The organism is Aestuariimicrobium sp. Y1814, from assembly GCF_050113895.1.
GTDB lineage: Bacteria > Actinomycetota > Actinomycetes > Propionibacteriales > Propionibacteriaceae > Aestuariimicrobium.
This window is the reverse complement of record NZ_JBNJRW010000004.1, coordinates 75,201-94,354: the sequence shown is the minus strand read 5'-3', so window position 1 is coordinate 94,354 and position 19,154 is coordinate 75,201. Positions and strand designations below refer to the sequence as shown.

Annotated in this window: 19 protein-coding genes; 18 read left to right on the top strand and 1 reads right to left on the bottom strand. The window is 68.8% G+C overall.

Features of this window, described 5'->3' with window-relative positions; all coding sequences use genetic code 11:
- Position 1: 1 nt before the first annotated feature.
- On the bottom strand, positions 2–1,387 hold the full coding sequence (locus tag ACQE3C_RS06265) for an amidase (protein ID WP_434538323.1): 1,386 nt from the start codon (positions 1,385–1,387) through the stop codon (positions 2–4).
- Between the two features lie 306 nt (positions 1,388–1,693).
- Between ACQE3C_RS06265 and ACQE3C_RS06260 the strand changes: the two genes are divergently transcribed.
- The 18 genes from ACQE3C_RS06260 to ACQE3C_RS06175 all read left to right on the top strand — a co-directional run bounded on the left by ACQE3C_RS06260 (position 1,694) and on the right by ACQE3C_RS06175 (position 19,055).
- On the top strand, positions 1,694–2,434 hold the full coding sequence (locus ACQE3C_RS06260; RefSeq protein WP_434538322.1) for a GntR family transcriptional regulator: 741 nt from the start codon (positions 1,694–1,696) through the stop codon (positions 2,432–2,434).
- Between the two features lie 18 nt (positions 2,435–2,452).
- Positions 2,453–3,394 (top strand): hypothetical protein, encoded by a 942-nt coding sequence (locus ACQE3C_RS06255; protein ID WP_434538321.1) that lies wholly within the window; start codon positions 2,453–2,455, stop codon positions 3,392–3,394.
- Entirely contained in the window at positions 3,391–4,314 is a 924-nt protein-coding gene (locus ACQE3C_RS06250) for a phosphotransferase (RefSeq protein WP_434538320.1), read from the top strand. The genes ACQE3C_RS06255 and ACQE3C_RS06250 overlap by 4 nt, the downstream gene beginning before the upstream one ends.
- Positions 4,314–5,546 carry an allantoate amidohydrolase gene (locus ACQE3C_RS06245; RefSeq protein WP_434538319.1) on the top strand — a complete coding sequence of 411 codons (1,233 nt, stop codon included), beginning with the start codon at positions 4,314–4,316 and terminating at the stop codon, positions 5,544–5,546. The genes ACQE3C_RS06250 and ACQE3C_RS06245 overlap by 1 nt, the downstream gene beginning before the upstream one ends.
- Complete coding sequence (locus ACQE3C_RS06240) at positions 5,543–5,833, top strand: EutN/CcmL family microcompartment protein (RefSeq protein ID WP_434538318.1); 291 nt, start codon at positions 5,543–5,545, stop codon at positions 5,831–5,833. Before ACQE3C_RS06245 ends, ACQE3C_RS06240 begins: the two co-directional genes overlap by 4 nt.
- 6 nt (positions 5,834–5,839) lie before the next feature.
- Positions 5,840–7,294, top strand: a complete 1,455-nt coding sequence (locus tag ACQE3C_RS06235; protein WP_434538317.1) for an ethanolamine ammonia-lyase reactivating factor EutA — start codon at positions 5,840–5,842, stop codon at positions 7,292–7,294.
- A gap of 67 nt (positions 7,295–7,361) precedes the next feature.
- Positions 7,362–8,729 carry an ethanolamine ammonia-lyase subunit EutB gene (locus ACQE3C_RS06230; RefSeq protein ID WP_434538316.1) on the top strand — a complete coding sequence of 456 codons (1,368 nt, stop codon included), beginning with the start codon at positions 7,362–7,364 and terminating at the stop codon, positions 8,727–8,729.
- A gap of 6 nt (positions 8,730–8,735) precedes the next feature.
- Positions 8,736–9,635: an ethanolamine ammonia-lyase subunit EutC gene (gene eutC, locus ACQE3C_RS06225; RefSeq protein WP_434538315.1), complete on the top strand. Its 900-nt coding sequence runs from the start codon at positions 8,736–8,738 to the stop codon at positions 9,633–9,635.
- A gap of 13 nt (positions 9,636–9,648) precedes the next feature.
- Positions 9,649–10,305 (top strand): ethanolamine utilization microcompartment protein EutL, encoded by a 657-nt coding sequence (eutL, locus tag ACQE3C_RS06220; protein ID WP_434538314.1) that lies wholly within the window; start codon positions 9,649–9,651, stop codon positions 10,303–10,305.
- A 14-nt stretch (positions 10,306–10,319) separates the two neighbouring features.
- Entirely contained in the window at positions 10,320–11,828 is a 1,509-nt protein-coding gene (locus ACQE3C_RS06215) for an aldehyde dehydrogenase family protein (RefSeq protein ID WP_434538313.1), read from the top strand.
- Between the two features lie 230 nt (positions 11,829–12,058).
- Positions 12,059–12,331: an ethanolamine utilization microcompartment protein EutM gene (gene eutM / locus ACQE3C_RS06210; RefSeq protein WP_434538478.1), complete on the top strand. Its 273-nt coding sequence runs from the start codon at positions 12,059–12,061 to the stop codon at positions 12,329–12,331.
- A 130-nt stretch (positions 12,332–12,461) separates the two neighbouring features.
- Complete coding sequence (locus ACQE3C_RS06205; RefSeq protein ID WP_434538312.1) at positions 12,462–13,121, top strand: cupin domain-containing protein; 660 nt, start codon at positions 12,462–12,464, stop codon at positions 13,119–13,121.
- A gap of 29 nt (positions 13,122–13,150) precedes the next feature.
- Complete coding sequence (eutJ, locus tag ACQE3C_RS06200; RefSeq protein ID WP_434538311.1) at positions 13,151–14,116, top strand: ethanolamine utilization protein EutJ; 966 nt, start codon at positions 13,151–13,153, stop codon at positions 14,114–14,116.
- The gene (locus ACQE3C_RS06195) at positions 14,113–14,736 is read left to right on the top strand and encodes a hypothetical protein (RefSeq protein WP_434538310.1); all 624 of its coding nucleotides are present in this window, start codon (positions 14,113–14,115) and stop codon (positions 14,734–14,736) included. Before eutJ ends, ACQE3C_RS06195 begins: the two co-directional genes overlap by 4 nt.
- Before the next feature lie 10 nt (positions 14,737–14,746).
- Positions 14,747–15,049, top strand: a complete 303-nt coding sequence (locus tag ACQE3C_RS06190) for a hypothetical protein (RefSeq protein WP_434538309.1) — start codon at positions 14,747–14,749, stop codon at positions 15,047–15,049.
- A 28-nt stretch (positions 15,050–15,077) separates the two neighbouring features.
- On the top strand, positions 15,078–16,358 hold the full coding sequence (gene purD, locus ACQE3C_RS06185; protein WP_434538308.1) for a phosphoribosylamine--glycine ligase: 1,281 nt from the start codon (positions 15,078–15,080) through the stop codon (positions 16,356–16,358).
- Complete coding sequence (gene purB / locus ACQE3C_RS06180) at positions 16,358–17,791, top strand: adenylosuccinate lyase (RefSeq protein WP_434538307.1); 1,434 nt, start codon at positions 16,358–16,360, stop codon at positions 17,789–17,791. The genes purD and purB overlap by 1 nt, the downstream gene beginning before the upstream one ends.
- A gap of 85 nt (positions 17,792–17,876) precedes the next feature.
- On the top strand, positions 17,877–19,055 hold the full coding sequence (locus ACQE3C_RS06175) for a PQQ-dependent sugar dehydrogenase (RefSeq protein ID WP_434538306.1): 1,179 nt from the start codon (positions 17,877–17,879) through the stop codon (positions 19,053–19,055).
- Positions 19,056–19,154 lie beyond the last annotated feature (99 nt).

Here is a 19,154-nt window from a genome sequence, read left to right as displayed (position 1 = left end):
CTCAGGCCTCCACGACCAGGTCGGGCCACTCGGTGTCGAGGGCGAGCTGCGCTTCCACGAATTCAGCGATGTTGAGCAGCGACCAGTCGTCGCGGCGGCGGGCGATGAGCTGCAGCCCGACCGGCATGCCGTCAGCGGCCAGGCCCATGTTGAGGCTCATGGCGGGCTGGCCGGTCTGGTTCCACCAGGCGGTGTAGCCGCAGTGGTGCAGCAGCGGCTTCGACAGGTCGGGCCCGAAGTCCTCGGCGGGGAAGGTGTGGTCACCCATCACCGGCGAGACGATCAGGTCGAACGCCGAGGCGGCGCTCAGCAACTGGCCGGCGCGCGCCGAGAGGTGCTCGAAGTCGCGGTAGTAGTCGGCGGCCGACTGCTCGGGGCCGGCATCGAGCCACGCCCGCACCTGCGGCAGCAGGTACTGCACCCGATCAGGCTCCACGGCGGCGATCTCGGCCTGGCCGCGCACCATCAGGCAGCGGTCCAGGGCGGCGAAATCCTGCTCGGTGGCCCCGAGGGTGTAGTCGACCAGTTCGGCGCCGGCACCGGCCAGCAGGTCGACCGCGCCACGGAACAGCCGGGCGGTGTCCTCATTCATCCGGGGCCCGTAGCCGGGCCATTCCATCACCCCGACCCGCAGTCCCTTGAGGTCCTCAACCGGACGACGGGTGCTGCCGGGGGCCACGTCGTAGCCGAAGCCCAGCTGGTCGGAGGTGTCGGTGCGCGAGACCACCTCGAACAGAGTGCGGGCGTCGGCCACCGTGCGGGCCATCGGGCCGGCCGAACGCCAGGTGCTGGCCGAGGCGTAGGGCAGGGTGTTCTGGGTGGGCTTCAGGGCCACGATCCCGCAGTGGGCCGCGGGCAGGCGCACGCTGCCGGCAATGTCGGTGCCGATACCGGCCACGGTGACACCGGCCGCGATCGAGGCGCCGGCACCCGAGCTCGACCCGCCGGGGGTCTGCGCCGGGTTCCAGGGGTTGCGCACGACCGGGAACTGGGAGCCCAGCCCCGAGGCCAGCAACCCCATCTCCGACATGGAGGTCTTGCCGACGATGACGGCCCCGGCCTCCTGCAGGCGCTGCACCGGCGCCGAATCGAAGGTGGACACCTTGCCGGTGGCCAGGGCGGTGCCGTGCCAACGGGGCAGGCCGGTCACGTGCAGGCTGTCCTTCACGCTGAGCGGCACCCCGAACAACGGCCGACCGGCTGGGTCCTGGGTGGCGAGCTCCTGAGCGGTGGACTCGGCGGCGGAGTTGACGCAGGTGAACGCGCTCAACTGCTCGGTGGCGAGCTCGGCCGCCCGGGCGGACGAATGGGTCTGGGTCACCACTGACTGGGGGTCGCTGGCGAACTGCTCGTGGAGCTGGCTGACGGAACGGGGGCGAGCTGACATATGGTCCTCATTTACTTGAAACATGGGCGCAACAATTGTTCGCTGAACTAGGCATGCATTGCAGTCAACATACCACCCACAATGTGCAGGAAAGGACGCAATGGTTTATTCAGATGTGCCATTTGTTGCGCCGGGTCGGTGCCGCACACGCTCAGGCTACGGCGCGGGCGGCCCTGAGGGAACGGCCGGCTCACCTACTGATACCGGGGTTGAAATCCTGTGAGTTGTGTCACAGACTTGCCACACCAGAACACCAAAGGAGGTGCTCAAATGGTCCAATCCGCTGAACCAAATACGGTGGATTCTTTGGTCGACAGCCTCGTGCTGTTGATGGCCGAGCGGCGTGCCGCCGGCCAGTCACGACTGCCCTCGGAACGCGACCTGGCCGCCGAGCTGTCCACCTCCCGCGGGACCCTGCGCAAGGCCCTGGCCCGCCTCGAGGACGACGGGCTGCTCGAACGCCGCGTCGGCCGCGCCGGTGGCATCTACCTGCGCGAAGTCCGCCCCTCCCTGCGGGCCGACCCCGTCGAGCCCGCCGCACCGTTCTCGATCCGCCGCCAACTCGACCGCATCCAGGGGGTGCCCGCATTGCTGGGTGAACAGGGCCACCAGAGCACCACCCGGGTGATCTCGGCGGTCGAGCGCGAAGCCGAACTGGCCGAAGCCAGCGGCCTCGACATCAACGTCGGCGACCCCGTCACCGTTCTCCTGAGGCTGCGGCTCGCCGACCAGGAACCCCTGTCCCTGGAGCAGATGATCCTGCCGTCGGACCGTTTCCCCGGCCTGCTCGAGCACTCCCTGGGGTCGATCTACGAACTGTTGGAGCAGCACTACGGCGTCGCCATCGCCGCAGTCGACGAGACCATCAAGATCGGCCGCGCCACCACCAACGTCGCCCACCTCTTGCAGGTCAAGGTCGACACCCCCCTGTTCGACGTCTCCCGGATCGGACACGACGCCGAAGGGCGTCCTGTCGAGATGTCGCACGACCTGTTCAACGCCACCATCACCACCCTGTCCACCAGCGTGCACACGCCGGGCAACTGAGAATCGAAGGGAACGTCTTTGAACGCCAAGCAGAGGTTGCTGGACTTCGCCAGCCACCACGACCTCGGCCACATCGAGTGGTCTGACGTCGTCGCCCAGGTACCCTCACCGAGCTGGTGGGCCTCCGACAACGTGCTGATCAAGGGGGAGAGCGAGCGCTTCGGCCCCGTTCTCGCCAAGGTCATGAGCCGCCACGCCTGGTCGTGGCGCAACCGCTACAACAACATCACCGCCGCCAAGGCAGCCGGTGACCTCGGCATCGCGCCGAAGGTCTACGCCACCGACCCCGAGACCGGCATCGTGCTCACCGAACTGCTCGCCAACGGGTGGCGGGTGGCCCGGCTGGACTACTACGCCGACCCCGACTTCCGGGCACGCCTGCGCAAGGCCCGCGCCGACTTCGCCGAGCTCGAGATCGAGCTGACCCAGCGCAGCCCGCTGATCGACGTCCTCCACCTGCTCGACGAGTGCGAGGACCGCAACATCACCGTCGACCCGCGCGTGCTGGGCATGATCGAGCGGCTCAAGCCGTTCACCGACGTGCTGCTCGAGGACCGCAAGGACCTGACGCTGCTGCCCTCCCAGGGCGAGGCCACCTCGTCCAACATCATGGTCAACCAGGACGGCGACATCCGCCTGGTCGGCTGGGGCTCGGCCGCCAAGCTGTCCAAGGTGCACGACGCCGCGCTGCTGCTGTCTGAGGCCACCCCGACCGTGCTCGACGCCCAGACCCTGCTCACTGAACTGCTGCCTGACTCCTCGGCCAAGGACCGTGCCGTCGCCCTCGTCGTGGCGGTGCTCGAACACCTGCGCTGGGCGCTGCTGACCACCCTGCGCTCGCGCACCGACCCCGACGACAGCCTCGACTCGGTCAAGTACGGGCTGTGGCACATGACCCTGGCCGAGATCGCCATGAATGACACCAATTGGAAGACCCAGGTCGAGGAGGCGCTGGCATGAGCAACCCCACCAACATGGACCTGCTGCAGCAGAGCTTCGAGCGCAACCCCGAGTGGGCGGGCAAGTCCTACACCCATGAACCCGTCCCGGGTGGCCTGACCAACTTCAACTTCAAGCTGCGCATCGACGGGGTCGACGGCGAGGTCTTCGCCAAGATCCCCGGGCCCGGCACCGAGGCCTTCATCGACCGCAATGCCGCCAACCTGGCCGCCGTGCAGGCCGCCGAGGCCGGCATCAGCCCGAAGGTCTACTTCCTCGACGAACAGACCGGCGTCGAGTACTCCGAGTTCATCGGCAACGAGTACCGCACCGCCACCACCCTGGACTTCCAGGACATGGACGTCTTCGGCAAGGTGATGGACGTCTACCGCCAGTGGCACGCCACCCCGGCGCTGGCCGACACCAAGACGATGTTCGACATGGTCGATGAGCACTACGACCAGGTCAAGGCCGACAACATCGAACTGCCGGCCTTCGCCACCGAGGTGCTGGCCAACTACGAGCGGGCCAAGGAGCGCTACCTGGCGGCCGGGCTGACCATGGTGCCGGCCCACAACGACCCGATGCCGGGCAACTTCCTGCTCAGCGACGACAAGCCGGTCAAGCTGCTCGACTTCGAGTACGCCGCCAACAACGACGTCGCCTACGAGCTCGGCGTGCTGCTGTGCGAGATGTTCGTCAGCGAAGAGAACACCCGTCTGCTGGTCGAGCGCTACCTCGGCCACTTCGACGAGAAGTTCTTCGCCCGCGTGATGATCAGCCGCATGATCGCCGACACCAAGTGGGGCCTGTGGGGCCTGATCAACAACGCCGTGCGCAACGAGGAGTTCGACTACTACAAGTACGGCGCCTGGAAGCTCTACCGCACCTTCACCATCTCGCGTCACCCCGACTTCGAGACCTGGCTGGAGCAGATCTGATGCAGGAACTGGTTCCCGACTTCCTGGCCGACTTCGCCGAGTTCTCCACCTTCGGGGAACGCAACGGGGGGCTGCACCGGCTGACCCTGACCGACGAGGACCGCCGGGCCCGCGACCGGCTGGCCGCCCTGGCCGCCGCGCGCGGGTGGTTCGCCCGCACCGACCAGGTCGGGAACCAGTTCTTCTTCGTCGCCGAACCGGACGAGCGGCCCGTCGTCATGGTGGGGTCCCACCTGGACTCCCAACCCGACGGCGGTCGCTTCGACGGCCAGGTCGGTGTGGTCACCGCCTTCCACGCGGTGGCCGCGCTCGAGGACCGGGTCCGGTCGGGCGACTACCGCTACAACCTCGCGGTCGTGAACTGGACCAATGAGGAGGGCGCCCGCTTCCAGCCCAGCGTGCTGGGCAGCAGCGTCCACATCGGCGCCGTGCCGCTGGAGACCGCCTGGGGGCTGCGCGACACCGCCGGGGTCGTCCTGAAGGACGAACTCGAGCGGATCGGCTACCTCGGGGGTGACGAGGTCGCGCTCCCGGCGGCCTACGTCGAGGTCCACGTCGAGCAGGGCCCCGTGCTCGAGGACGAGGGCATCGACATCGGGGTGGTCGAGGGGGCCTGGGCCGCACTGAAGCTCGACCTGACCATCCACGGGGAGCAGACCCACACCGGACCCACCCCGATGGCCCGCCGGGTCGACGCCATGTACGCGATGGCCAAGGTCATCACCGCCGTCCACGAACTCGGGCTGGCCGACCCCGACGGCCGCCTGCACACCACCGTCGGCTCGCTGGGCACCGAACCCGGCTCACCCAACTGCACCCCCTCGCGGGTCTGGGCCAAGGTCGAACTGCGCTCCGACGACATCGAGAAGGTCCGGGCTGCCCGCTCCGCCCTCGACGAGGTGCTCACCGACCTGGCCGCCACCACCGGCGCACGTCCGGAGGTCACCAGCGAATCACTGCGCGACGTCGGTCGCATGTGGGCCCCCGGCACCACCCTGGTCGAACAGGTCAGTGCGGCCGCCGGGCTGAGCTCGAAGCGGGTCAAGACCATCGCCGGCCACGACGCGGTCGTGATGAACAATGCCGTGCCCACCGTGCTGTTCTTCATCCCGGCCCACGGTGGCTTTACCCACAATCGCCACGAATTCACCTCCGACTCTGACCTTGGCAACGGACTTCGTGCCATGGTGGGCGTACTCGACGCGCTGCCCGGCCTGGAGGAACTGCCATGAAGACTGCCCGCGTGATCGGCTCGGTGGTCTCGACCATGAAGGTCGAAGACCTGCGCGGCTCAAAGCTGCTGGTGCTGCGCGCCGTGGCCCCCGACGACACGTTCACCGGCGACCCGTTCGTCGCCGTCGACGCGATCGGGGCCGGCCACGGCGAGGTGGTGCTGGTCGCCGAGGGATCGGCCGCCCGCCACACCGACCGCACCGCCAGCAGCCCGGTCGATGCCCTGATCATCGGCATCATCGACTCGATCGAGGTCGATGGGCAGACCACCTTCAGGAAGAACTGATCACCGGTGACCACCCGCGAGATGCTCAGCGTCGGCATTGACGTCGGCACCACGACCAGCCAACTCGTGGTGTCGCGCCTGTCGGTCGCCAATCGGGCACGCGCGGGCACGGTGCCCCGCATGGACGTCGAGTCCCGCGAGGTGCTCTACCAGGGTGAACCAGCGCTGACCCCGCTCAGCAGCGACGACGCCATCGACGTCGAGGCCCTGGTCGAGGTGATCCGCTCCGAGTACGAGGCCGCCGGCATCCGACCCGAGCAGGTCGAGACCGGGGCGGTGATCATCACCGGCGAAACCGCGCGCACCCGCAACGCCGAGGCCATCCTGGCCGGGCTGTCCGACCTGGCCGGAGACTTCGTGGTGACCGTCGCCGGCCCCCACATCGAGTCGCAGATCGCCGGGCGCGGCTCGGGTGCGGCCGAATGGTCGGCCCGGCACTACGCCACCATCGTCAACGTCGACATCGGCGGCGGTTCGGCCAACGCCGCCGTCTTCCGCAACGGTCGCCACCTCGGCTCGTCGGCGGCCATGGTCGGCGGCCGGCAGGCCGTGATCGACCCCGGCACCGGCACCCTGGTGCACCTCAAGCACGCCGGACGAGAACTCGTCCGCGCCGCCGGCCTGCCGCTGAGCGTCGGCCAACGGGTCGACCTGGCCGCCCTGCGCCAGTTCACCGACCTGATGGCGGAGATCACCGTCGACCTGGTGCTGGGGAGGACCTCCCCGCTGGGTGACCTGGTCGCGCTGACCGGGCCGCTGCAACTGGACGGGAGGCCGGCCGGCTTCTTCGTCTCCGGGGGAGTGGGGGCGGCCTACTACGAGAACCTGCCCACCACCACGGTCGCCGAGGTCGCCCGCTTCGGTGACGTCGGCCCTCTGCTGGCCCAGTCGCTGAAGGACAACTCACGCTGGCGTGAGCTGGTCGTCCACCAACCCGTGCAGACCCAGCGCGCCACGGTGCTGGGGGCAGCCAGCCAGCAGGTCACCCTGTCCGGCTCGACGATCTGGGCCGAGGACGACCACCTGCCGCTGCGCAACCTGCCCGTGGTCGAACCCGTGCTCGCCGATGCCGCTCAGGGGTTGGACGACCCGCAGCGGGTCCGCGCCGCGCTGGTGGCAGCGGTGCGCCGCTGGGACGCCGAACAGGACCACCGCACCACCTTCGCGCTCAGCCTCGACCTGCCCGAACGGATGCAGTTCGCCCAGTTGAGCGTGCTCGCCCAGGGCCTGGTCGGTTTCGCCGCCGACACCCTGCCCGCCGGGCAGCCGCTGGTGCTGGTCATCGAGGAGGACTACGCCCAGGTGCTCGGCCAGACCATCCGGGCCAACGACGCCCACCTGCCCATCATCGTGGTCGACCAGATCGGCCTCGACGAGGGCGACTTCATCGACATCGGGGAACCACTGTTCGACGGCCGGGTGGTTCCCGTATCAGTCAAGACGCTCGTCTTCTACCAATGAGCGCCGCGGAGAGGACCCCCAGATGAGAGACCCCCACGCCCACACGACCACGCAGGAGGTGGCCTGAATGTTGCTCAGGACGAAGCTGTTCGGTGAGACCTTCGAGTTCGGCAGCATCAAGGAACTGCTGGCCAAGGCCAACGAGGAGAAGTCCGGTGACCGGCAGGCAGGCATCGCCGCCAATTCGGCCGCCGAACGGGTCGCCGCCCGCCTCGTGCTGGCCGAGGTGCCGCTGCAGGTGCTGCGGGAGAACCCGGCCGTGCCCTACGACGAGGACGAGGTGACCCGGGTCATCGACGACGGGGTCAACGAGACCATCTACGCCGAGATCAAGCACTGGAAGGTCGGCGACTTCCGCGAGTGGATCCTCGCCGAGACGACCACCAATGACGAGATCCGCCGGGTCAGCAACGCCCTGACCGGTGAGATGGTGGCCGCGGTCACCAAGCTGATGAGCAACCTCGACCTGATCGTGGGCGCCAAGAAGATCAGCGTCGTCAAGCACTGCCGCAACACCATCGGCCAGCCCGGCCGGCTGGGCTCGCGCAACCAGCCGAACCACCCCACCGACTCCGTCGACGGCATCCGGGCCTCGCTGTACGAGGGCCTGTCCTACGGCTCGGGTGACTCGGTGCTCGGCATCAACCCCTCCGACGACAGCGTCGGCAGCGTCAGCCGCCTGCTTGAGATGACCAAGCAGGTCATCGACGAGTGGCAGATCCCCACCCAGAACTGCGTGCTGGCCCACGTCACCACCCAGATGGAGGCCATGCGCCGCGGCGCCCCGGTGGGGCTGCTGTTCCAGAGCCTGGCCGGCTCCCAGAAGGCGATGGAGAGCTTCGGGGTCAGCGTCGACCTGATGAACGAGGCCTACGACGTCGCCCAGAAGTACGCCTGGCCAGAGGGCCCGAACTACATGTACTTCGAGACCGGGCAGGGCACCGCGCTGTCGGCCGACGCCCACTACGGCGCCGACCAGTTGGTGATGGAGGCGCGGATCTACTCGATGGCCAAGCGGTGGGACCCCTACCAGGTCAACACCGTGGTCGGTTTCATCGGCCCCGAGTACCTCTACGACGCCACCCAGATCACCCGTGCCGGGCTCGAGGACAACTTCATGGGCAAGCTCACGGGGCTGTCGATGGGTGTCGACGTCTGCTACACCAACCACGCCAAGGCCACCCAGAACGACATCGAGAACCTGGCCGTGCTGCTGGGTGCGGCCGGCACCAACTTCGTGATCGGTGTCCCGATGGGGGACGACGCGATGCTCAGCTACCAGACCAACAGCTTCCACGACGCACCGGCCCTGCGACAGGCTGTCGGGTCGCGCCCCCTGCCCGAGTTCGAGGCCTGGCTGGAGGACCTGGGCCTGTACCGCGACGGCCGGCTCACCGAGCTGGCCGGCGACCCGTCCTTCTTCCTGAAGAGGTGATTGACCATGTCAGACAAGCTTGAAGACATCGTTGCCCGGGTGCTGGCCGAACTGGCCAAGGAAGGCATCAGCGCACCGGCCGCCCAGAGTGGTTCGTCCGGGGTGGGTGCCGACGGTGACCTGGTCATCGACCTGCCCGACCCGACCCTGCCGGAGGCCCGCCGGGCCCTGCGCGTGGTCAACCCGGTCGACCCCGACGGCCTGCGCAACCTGGCCGCCACCACCAGCGCGCGGCTGGGTGTCGGACGAGCCGGTGCCCGTCCGCTGACCCAGTCGCTGCTGCTGTTCCAGGCCGACCACGGCGTCACCCAGGACGCGATCCATGGTGTGGTCGACGAACAGGTCAAGGCGCCGCTGAACCTCTTCAGCGTCACCTCCCAGGTCAAGGACCGTGAGGAGTACCTGCTGCGTCCCGACCTCGGCCGGAAGCTGTCCGAGGAGGCGAAGCAGACCATTGCTGAACGCTGCACCAAGAACCCCGACGTGCAGATCTGCGTCGGTGACGGGCTGTCGGCGGCAGCGATCGACAGCAACCTCAACGACATCTACCCGGTGCTCGAGCAGGGGTTGACCGCGGCCGGGTTGAGCATCGGCACCCCCTTCTTCATCCAGAACGCCCGGGTTGGCATCATGAATGATGTCAACACCATCGTCGGGGCCAAGGTGCTGCTGCTGCTCATCGGTGAGCGGCCCGGTCTTGGCATCGCCGATGCGATGAGCGTCTACATGGGCTACGACCCGCAGCCGGGCAAGAGTGACGCCGACCGTGACCTGATCTGCATGATCACCACCAACGGTGGCACCAACCCGCTGGAGGCCGGCGCCTACGTGGTCGAAGTCGTCAAACGCATGATGCAGCACGGCGCTTCCGGCGTGAAGCTGCGTGAACTCGCCGGCCAGGCCTGAGAGAGGACGAACAATGGCAGTTCTGGACCCCATCAAGGCCACCGTGCTGGCCGCCCGGATGATCAGCAATGTCGACCGTGGCTACGCCGAACACCTGAAGCTCGACCCCAGGCACCGGGCACTCGGCCTGGTCACCAGTGACATCGACGATGCTCTCTACGTCGCGCTCGACGAGGCGACCAAGTTCGCCGAGGTCGAGGTCGTCTACGCCAAGAGCTTCTACGCCGGCTCGGGCAATGCGTCGGGACCGCTGTCCGGGGAGATCATCGGCATCCTGGCCGGGCCCACCCCGGCGGAGGTCAGCGCCGGGCTGGATGCCTGCATCGCCCACTGCGAGCAGGAGGCCTTCTTCTACGCCGCCGACGAGGCCGGCGAGCTGGCCTTCTTCCCGCACCTGGTCAGCAGCACCGGCTCGTTCCTGTCCAAGGAGGCCGGTATCGCCCAGGGTGAGCCGCTGGCCTACCTGATCGCGCCGCCGCTGGAAGCGACCTATGCGCTCGATGCGGCCATGAAGGCCGCCGATGTGGAGATGAAGGCCTTCTACGAACCGCCGAGTGAGACCAACTTCGCCGGTGGCCTGCTGACCGGTAGCCAGAGCGCCTGTCGGGCCGCTGCGGCCGCCTTCCAGGAGGCCGTCCTCGACGTCGCGCGCAACCCCAGGGCCTACTGAGAGGAACGATGACAATGACGACCATCGACAAGGACCTCCGCTCCGTCCAACAGGCCCGCGACCTCGCGTCCGGGGCCCGCGAGGCCATGCGCCAGTTCCAGTTCACCGACCAGGACAGCGTCGACCGGATCTGCCGGGCCATGGTGGACGCCGCCATGGCTGAGGCCCAGCGGCTGGGCCGGATGGCCCACGCCGAGACCGGCTTCGGCCACGCCGCCCACAAGCAGCTGAAGAATGAGTTCGCCGCCAAGAACCTGTGGGACTCGATCAAGGACGAACCGACCTGCGGGGTGCTGCGCCGCGACGACGTGAACAAGGTCGTCGAGATCGGCTGGCCCGTCGGTGTGGTGGTGGCGCTGACGCCGTCGACCAACCCGACCTCGACGGCCATCTTCAAGATCCTGATCGCGGTCAAGGCGCGCAACGCCATCGTGGTCGCACCGCACCCCTCAGCGAAGGACTGCACCGCCGAAGCCGTCCGGGTGCTGGCCGAGGCCGGTGAACGGGCCGGGATGCCGAAGGGGCTGGTCACCTGCATGACCGAGCTCAGCCTCGAGGGCACCAACGAGCTGATGAACCACTACGCCACCTCGCTGATCCTGGCCACCGGCGGCCCCGGCATGGTGAAGGCCGCCCACAGCGTCGGCAAGCCGGCCATCGGTGTCGGCCCCGGCAACGTGCCGGTGTGGGTCGACCGCTCGGCCGACATCAAGCAGGCCGCCCGGATGATCGTCGAGTCGAAGTCGTTCGACTGCTCGACCATCTGCGCGACCGAGCAGCTCATCATCGCCGACGCCCCGATCGCCGACCAGCTGCGCGCCGAGATCAAGGCGGCCGGGGCGCACTGGCTGAACGCGGACGAGGCCAAGCAGCTGGGCAACCGGATGTTCCGCCCGAACGGGATGATGGTCGCCGGACTGGTCGGGCGCACCCCGCAGTACATCGCCGAACAGACGGGGCTGCGGGTGCCCGATGACGCCCGCATCCTGGTCGCCGACCTCGACGGCATCGGCCCCGAGAACCCGCTGTCACGTGAGAAGCTGACCACCGTGCTCGGCTTCATGGTGGCCGACGGCTGGAAGGCCGGGTTCGACCTGGCCGGCCGGGCGCTGCGGTTCGGTGGCGACGGGCACACCGCCGTCATCCACTCCCGCGACGAGGAGCAGGTGCTGCAGTTCGGCATCGAACAGCCCGCCTTCCGGCTGCTGGTCAACACCTGGGGATCGCTGGGTGCGGTGGGTGCCACCACCACGCTCGACCCGTCGATGACCCTGGCCCCGGGCGGCGTCGGGGGAGCGGTGGTCAGCGACAACATCACGCTGCGCCACGTGCTCAACACCAAGCGGCTGGCCTACCACGCCACCGACGCGCCGGCCGTCGCCCGGGCCCACCGGGGCCTCGAGGGTGGCGCTGCCGGGTCGTCCGGGGCGTCGGGTGAGTCGCGCAATGGCATCCCCCGTGATGCCAACGCTGAGGCGATCGAGCGGATCGTCGCCAAGGTGCTGGCCGAGATGGGCCGATGAGAGGACAGTGAGCCATGCCACGACCCACCCCACTGCCGCAGCAGCCCCCGGCTGCCGTGCCGGACATTGCCGCACCCGCTGCTTCGTCCGAACCTGGAACGAGCGAACCTGCTTCGTCCGAAGTTGAAACCACCGAGCCTGCGTCGCAGGTTCCCGACCAGGGTGCCGATGAGGCTCCCGCCCCCGAACAGCCAGCAACCACCAACAAAAGGAGTACTCCCATGGCTGATGTGAACATGATCGCTCTCGGACTCGTCGAGACCAAGGGCCTGGTCGGCGCCATCGAGGCCGCCGATGCAATGGTCAAGGCCGCCAATGTCAAGCTCATCGGCAAGGAGCAGATCGGTGCCGGCCTGGTCACCGTGATGGTCCGCGGCGACGTCGGCGCCGTGAAGGCTGCCACCGATGCCGGTGCCGCTGCTGCCAGCCGCGTCGGCGAGCTGGTCAGCGTGCACGTGATCCCGCGCCCCCACGGTGACGTGGAGGCCATCCTGCCCGGCTGAGCGTCCGCGATCCGCTGACGCGGAACTGTGTGTTTGCCCCTGAACGGTGCACTTGCCGCCGTTCCGGAACAGGGGCAAGTGCACCGATCAGGGGCAAGTAGAAGAGATCAGGTCCTGAAAGGGGGACGCAGTGGCCCGAGTGGTCATTTCGGCACGCGACGTCGAGGATGCGCCCGGCGATGAGCTGGTCGTGCCCGAGGGTGCGATCGTGACCGCGCTGGCGGGTGAGGTTGCCCAGCAGCGCGGCATCCGGCTGGTCACCAGTGACCCGTCGGCGCCGTCGTCGGGTTCGTCTGCGGCCGGTGCGTCTGTGCCGGGGTCATCGGACGATGCGGCTGTCCCCACGACCAGGGCCCCTGATCCCGCGGTGAGGGCTGCGGCCCTCGCACTGCTGGCTGGTGGTGGGGTCGGTGCTGCCGACCCCACCACGGCGGGCCGGCACCCGGTCAAGCACGTCCGCACCGGTGAGGAGCGGCCCACACCGCTGCCCCGACCCGGCGGCTCGACCGACCCGGACGTGCGCACCGCCGACGTGGTCACCGCAGCCGACGGTTCACCCATGACCGCCGGCTACATGACGCTCACGTGTGGGACCTTCCCCTGGCACCTTGACTACGACGAGATCCAGGTCGTGCTCGAGGGTGAACTCCACATCGGCACCCTCGACGGTGTCAGGATCGGGCGGCCCGGCGACATCCTGTTCGTCCCCAAGGGGTCGAACATCACCTTCGGGACCCCGTCGTGGACGCGGTTCGCCTACGTCACCTATCCGGCAGACTGGCAGGGGTGATCACCATCGAGACAACTACGATGGCAGCGATGGCCACTGACGACGCCGTGAAGGCCCCCAAAACCCCCGTCACCGAGGACGACCCTGTCACCGGTGACGACTTGGCCATGGACGGGGCCCCTGTTGCCGAGGACGGCACCGCCGCCGAACCGGTCGGCCCGGACCCGGCGGCGACGATGGCGCTTGCCCGCGCCGCGATGAGCTCCAACGAACCCATTCCCGATGACCTGCCGATCAAGGTCGGTGTCGACCTGGGTACGGCTTTCAGCGTGATCATGATCACTGACGAGCATGATCGTCCGCTGGCCGGCGCCACCGTGTTCGCCGACGTGGTGCGCGACGGCATCGTCTGGGACTTCAGCGGCGCCCAGACAGTGATCGCACGGCTGCGCGACGAACTCGAACGACGCACCGGACGACTGGTCACCTCCGGCACGGTCACCGTGCCGCCGGCGGTGAACAATGCCGACCACCGCGCGCACCGGTTCGTCCTCGAAGGGGCCGGCATCGCCTGCACCGAGGTGGTCGACGAACCCACCGCTGCGAACGCGGTGCTCGGCCTGCGCCACGGTGCGGTGGTCGACATCGGTGGCGGCACCACCGGGGTGGCGATCATCTCCGACGGTGAGGTCGTGGCCACCTATGACGAACCCTCCGGCGGCACCCACCTGTCGCTGGTGATCTCCGGGGCGCTGGGCATCCCCCTGGAGGAAGCCGAAGTGATGAAGCGTGACCCGAAGAACCACGAACGCCTGTTCGGGCTCGTGCTGCCGGTCATGCAGAAGATGTCCACCATCGTCGCTCGCATGATCGAACCCCACCACGTCGAACAGATCCACCTGGTCGGCGGCACCAGTGCCTTTCGCGGCCTGCCCGATGTCATGAGCGGCATCACCGGGCTGCCCTGCGAACTGGCTCCTGAACCGATGCTTGTCACCCCGCTCGGGGTCGCCCGCTGGGCCAACCCCCATACCCAACCCAGGAAGTACTCATGAGCACCGAGCAATTCCAGCTGCGCGCCTTCTGCCACATCGACCGGATGCAGCCCCAGTTCGCCGCCTTCATCGGCACCATCACCCAGGGTGACCCGCCGGTCGAGGGCATGGCCAGCCTCGCCGTCGAGATGGCCCCCGGCAACTGGGTGTTCAAGATGGTCGACAAGGTGGTCAAGAGCACCGACACCCGCCCCGGCACCCAGATCGTCGAGCGCCAGTTCGGCATGTTCGAGGTGCACTCCCTGTCGCAGGCCGACGTGATCCGCGCCGGTGACATCGTCCTCGACGAACTCGGGGTGACCGTCGAGGAGCGCATCCGCCCCAGCGTTGCCTCCGAGCAGGTCATCACCAATGTCGACCCGTACCAGGCGCAGCTGCTGAACCGGTTCAACCGCGGCACCATGATCGTCGCCGGTGAGACGCTGCTGGTGCTCGAGGTCGAGCCCGCCGCCTACATCACCCTGGCCGCCAACGAGGCCGAAAAGGCCGCGCCGGTCAGTCTGAACCACTTCTCGTCGGTCGGTGTCTACGGCCGCCTGTGGATGTCGGGCACCGAGTCGGCCGTGCGGGCCGCCCGCGACGCCGCGATCGCGGCCATCGAATCTGTCACCGGACGATAGGACCTCGCCCATGGCACGCCAGATCATCACCGCTGACGCCATCCACCAGGCCGCCGCCGGGGGGTCCACCGAGATCCGGCTCGAGGCTGACGCCATCGTCACCGACGCTGCCCGCGAGTTGGCGGAGTCCAAGTCCGTCCGGCTCGTCCGACCCGGTGGCGACGCCGACACCGGACGAGGGTCGGGCGCGGCCCCGGCTTCTTCGGAGGGTCCCGGGGACCGGCAGCAGGTGCGCCAGGCCGTGATCGCCGCCCTCGGCGGGGAGGTCCCCGCCGGGCTGGATGCGGCCATCAGTCGGGCCATCGGCAATTGATGTCGGAGTGGCCCATTAGTCTGACTGCGTGACCCAGCCCAAGTCAGACCTGTCCCTGCGAGTCCTCGTCGTCGGCTCCGGTGGGCGCGAACACGCCCTCGCCCGGGCGATCGCCGCCGACCCGGCCGTGACCCAGGTGCATGTCGCCCCCGGCAACCCCGGCACGGCCGCGTTCGCCAGCAACCATCCGGTGGCCGCCACCGACCCGGACGCCGTGGCCGCGCTGGCCCGTGAGCTCGACGTCAACCTGGTCGTGGTCGGCCCCGAGGCCCCGCTGGTGGCCGGTGTTGCCGACGCGGTGCGCGCCGCCGGCATCGCCTGCTTCGGCCCCAGCAAGGCCGCCGCCCAACTCGAGGGCTCCAAGGCCTTCGCCAAGCAGGTGATGGCTGCCGCCGGCGTGCCGACCGCCGCCAGCCGCTACTGCACCACCCCGGACGAAGCGGCCGCGGCATTGGCCGAGTTCGGCGCCCCCCACGTCGTCAAGGACGACGGACTGGCCGCCGGCAAGGGCGTCATCGTCACCGACGACGTCGAAGAGGCCCAGGCCCACGCCGATGCCTGTGAGGCCGTGGTCATCGAGGAGTACCTCGACGGCCCCGAGGTCAGCCTGTTCGTGATCACCGACGGCACCACCGCGCTGGCCATGCAGCCGGCCCAGGACTTCAAGCGTGTCGGTGACGACGACACCGGCCCCAACACCGGTGGCATGGGCGCCTACTCGCCGCTGCCCTGGGCACCGGCCGACCTGCAGCAGCAGGTCCTCGACCAGGTCGCGCTGCCCACCATCGCCGAGATGGAACGACGCGGCACCCCCTTCCAGGGCCTGCTCTACTGCGGGCTGGCACTCACCTCGCGCGGGCTGCGGGTGGTCGAGTTCAACACCCGCTTCGGTGACCCCGAGACCCAGGCCCTGCTGGCGCTGACCGACTCCCCGATGGGGCAGGTGCTGTACGCCGCGGCCACCGGCACCCTGGCCGAGGTCGGCGACCTGACCTGGCGTGACGACTACGCCGTCACCGTGGTGATGGCCGCCGACGGCTACCCCGGCAAGCCCGAAACGGGCGGCTCCATCGTCCTGCCCCCCGATGCCGAGGACGCCTGGACGATCCAGGCCGGCACCGCACTCGACGGTGACAACCTGGTTGCCGCCGGGGGGCGGGTGCTGGCGGTGGTCGGCCGCGGCGCCGACCTGCGTGAGGCCCGCGGGGTGGCCTACGAGCACCTGGTGCAGATTGATTTCCCGACCGGTTTCCACCGCTACGACATCGCCGAAACCGCCGCCATCCAGCAGATCGAGGAGGGCTCCTGATGAGTGTGCCCAATGTCCTGGCCAACCGCTACGCCTCGCAGGGCATGCGTGACATCTGGAGCCCGGAGAACAAGATCGTCGCCGAGCGCAAGCTGTGGCTGGCGGTCATCGAGGCCCAGCGCGACCTCGGGGTCGACTTCGGTGGCGATGACCCCGACCAGGTGCTGGCCGACTACCGCGCGGTCATCGACCAGGTCGACCTGGCCTCGATCAACGCGCGCGAGCGGGTCACCCGTCACGACGTGAAGGCCCGCATCGAGGAGTTCAATGCGCTGGCCGGCCACGAGCACGTCCACAAGGGCATGACCAGCCGTGACCTGACCGAGAACGTCGAACAGCTGCAGGTGCTCAGCTCGCTGAAGCTGGTGCGCGAACGCATCATCGCTGCGCTGGCGTTGCTGGCCGAGTTGGCCGTGCGCTACGCCGACCAGCCGATCGCCGGGCGCTCGCACAACGTGGCCGCCCAGATCACCACCCTCGGCAAGCGGTTCGCCACCGCCGCCGACGAACTGCTGGTGGCCCATCAGCGCATCGACGAACTCATCAACCGCTACCCGGCCCGCGGCATCAAGGGCCCGGTCGGCACCAGCCAGGACATGCTTGACCTGCTCGACGGGGACGAGGACCGGCTGGCCGACCTCGAGGGTCGCATCGCCGCCCACCTGGGCTTCGCGCAGGTGTTCACTTCCACCGGGCAGGTCTACCCCCGGTCCCTGGACTACGACGTCGTCAGCGCACTGGCCCAGGTCGCGGCACCCCCGTCCAATGTCGCCACCTCGATCAGGCTGATGGCCGGCCACGAGCTGGTCACCGAGGGCTTCAAGCCCGGCCAGGTCGGGTCGTCGGCGATGCCGCACAAGATGAACACCCGCTCGTGCGAACGCGTCAACGGGCTGGCCGTCATCGTGCGCGGCTACGTGTCGATGGTCGGCGAACTGGCCGGTGACCAGTGGAACGAGGGCGACGTGTCGTGCTCGGTGGTGCGCCGGGTCGCGCTGCCCGACGCCTTCTTCGCCCTCGACGGGCTGTTCGAGACCTTCCTCACCGTGCTGGTCGACTTCGGTGCCTTCCCGGCCGTGATCGAGGCCGAGCTCGAGCGCTACCTGCCCTTCCTGACCACCACCAAGATCCTGATGGGTGCGGTGCGCGCCGGTGTCGGCCGAGAGGCCGCCCACGAGGCGATCAAGGAGAACGCCGTGGCCGTCGCGCTCGAGATGCGCGAGTCGGGTACCCGGACGAACGACCTGCTCGACCGGCTGGCGGCCGACCAGCGGCTGGGGCTCTCGCGCGAGCAGCTCGACGCCATGGTCACCGAGCCGCTGGAGCTGACCGGTTCTGCCCGCAGCCAGGTGGTCCGACTGGCGAATAGAATTGCGGAACTGGCCGCGGAGAACCCCGCGGCCGCCGCCTACCGCCCGGGAGCCGTCCTCTGACGGGTGCGTCGATCGCTCACCTCGGCTGAATGCCCACCTGGCTGTGATTCTCGCATCGGTTGGACGGCCACGAGAGGAGCACCCGATGACCACTCACTCGACCACACGACGAAGCATCCTGCTGGGTGGGCTGGGGCTGGTGGGCCTGGCGGCCTGCTCGTCCGACGAGCCCACCAGCACGACCAGCCCGACGGCCGCCGACCCGAGGTCGTCGGTGCCCGCCAGCAGCAGCCCGGCCCCGACGAGCCCGGCATCGTCCGGGCCGGCGTCGTCCAGCCCCGCCTCGACCGTGCTCAACATCGGCGAACCCAGCGACCTGGTGACCGGGCTGACCTCGCCCTGGGGGCTGTGCGCGCTGGACGACGAGAGGTTGTTGATCAGCGAGCGTGACACCGGCGCCATCAAGCTGGTGCGCGACGGCGAGGCGACCACCATCGGTGAGGTCGCCGACGCCCGTCCCCGGGGGGAGGGTGGACTGCTCGGCATCGCCGTGAGCGAGGATCGTCGGGCACTGTTCGTGTACCTGACCGGTGCCAGTGACAACCGGGTGGTGCGCTACGACCTGACCGTGGGTGGTGCAGGTGGGGCCTCGTTCAGCAACCCGAAGGTGCTGCTCGAGGGCATCCCGGCGGCCGGCAACCACAACGGTGGGCAGTTGGCGCTGGGGCCCGACGGGCACCTGTACATCTCGACCGGTGACGCCGCGAACCGGCAACTGGCGCAGGACCAGAACTCGCTCGCGGGCAAGGTGCTGCGGATCTCCTTCGGTGGGACGGTGCCCGCGGACAACCCGTTCGGCAACCCCGTCTGGAGCCTCGGCCACCGGAACGTCCAGGGCCTGGCCTTCGCCCCCGACGGGACGTTGTGGTCGGCCGAGTTCGGTGACAGGTCGGCCGACGAGCTGAACGTGATCACCGCGGGAGGCAACTACGGCTGGCCCGAGGTCGAGGGCAATGCGGGCCAGCGGGACCCGTTCATCGCCCCCAAGGTGACCTGGGAACCGACCGCGAGCAGTTCCCCCTCGAGCCTGGCCGTCGCCCAGGGCAATGTCTGGGTGGCGTCCCTGGCGGGCAACACCTTGTTCCAGGTGCCCATCAACGGCACCGAGGCAGGCGAGCCCGTGGCCCACTTCGCCGGTGAGTACGGACGCCTGCGCTCGGTCATCGCCCACCGCGACGGCATCGTGTTCGGCACCTCGAACACCGACGGCCGCGGCTCAGTACGCTCCGGGGACGACCGGCTCATCTACCTGCCGCTCAGCTAGTTGGTCCTCGCTCCGCTCGGACGGCGCGGCCAAACCAGAATCGTGGCGCGCTCGCTCGTCCCTCGCTCGCTTGCACGAGGGCTTCGCTCGTCCCTCGCT

Coding starts and splice junctions, on each gene's coding strand:
- eutL (WP_434538314.1), top strand. CDS start 9,649: ATGGCAGTTCTGGACCCCATCAAGGCCACCGTGCTGGCCGCCCGGATG.
- ACQE3C_RS06240 (WP_434538318.1), top strand. CDS start 5,543: ATGAAGACTGCCCGCGTGATCGGCTCGGTGGTCTCGACCATGAAGGTC.
- ACQE3C_RS06250 (WP_434538320.1), top strand. CDS start 3,391: ATGAGCAACCCCACCAACATGGACCTGCTGCAGCAGAGCTTCGAGCGC.
- ACQE3C_RS06265 (WP_434538323.1), bottom strand. CDS start 1,387: ATGTCAGCTCGCCCCCGTTCCGTCAGCCAGCTCCACGAGCAGTTCGCC.
- eutJ (WP_434538311.1), top strand. CDS start 13,151: ATGGCCACTGACGACGCCGTGAAGGCCCCCAAAACCCCCGTCACCGAG.
- ACQE3C_RS06190 (WP_434538309.1), top strand. CDS start 14,747: ATGGCACGCCAGATCATCACCGCTGACGCCATCCACCAGGCCGCCGCC.
- ACQE3C_RS06230 (WP_434538316.1), top strand. CDS start 7,362: ATGTTGCTCAGGACGAAGCTGTTCGGTGAGACCTTCGAGTTCGGCAGC.
- ACQE3C_RS06195 (WP_434538310.1), top strand. CDS start 14,113: ATGAGCACCGAGCAATTCCAGCTGCGCGCCTTCTGCCACATCGACCGG.
- eutC (WP_434538315.1), top strand. CDS start 8,736: ATGTCAGACAAGCTTGAAGACATCGTTGCCCGGGTGCTGGCCGAACTG.
- purB (WP_434538307.1), top strand. CDS start 16,358: ATGAGTGTGCCCAATGTCCTGGCCAACCGCTACGCCTCGCAGGGCATG.
- ACQE3C_RS06245 (WP_434538319.1), top strand. CDS start 4,314: ATGCAGGAACTGGTTCCCGACTTCCTGGCCGACTTCGCCGAGTTCTCC.
- ACQE3C_RS06175 (WP_434538306.1), top strand. CDS start 17,877: ATGACCACTCACTCGACCACACGACGAAGCATCCTGCTGGGTGGGCTG.
- ACQE3C_RS06215 (WP_434538313.1), top strand. CDS start 10,320: ATGACGACCATCGACAAGGACCTCCGCTCCGTCCAACAGGCCCGCGAC.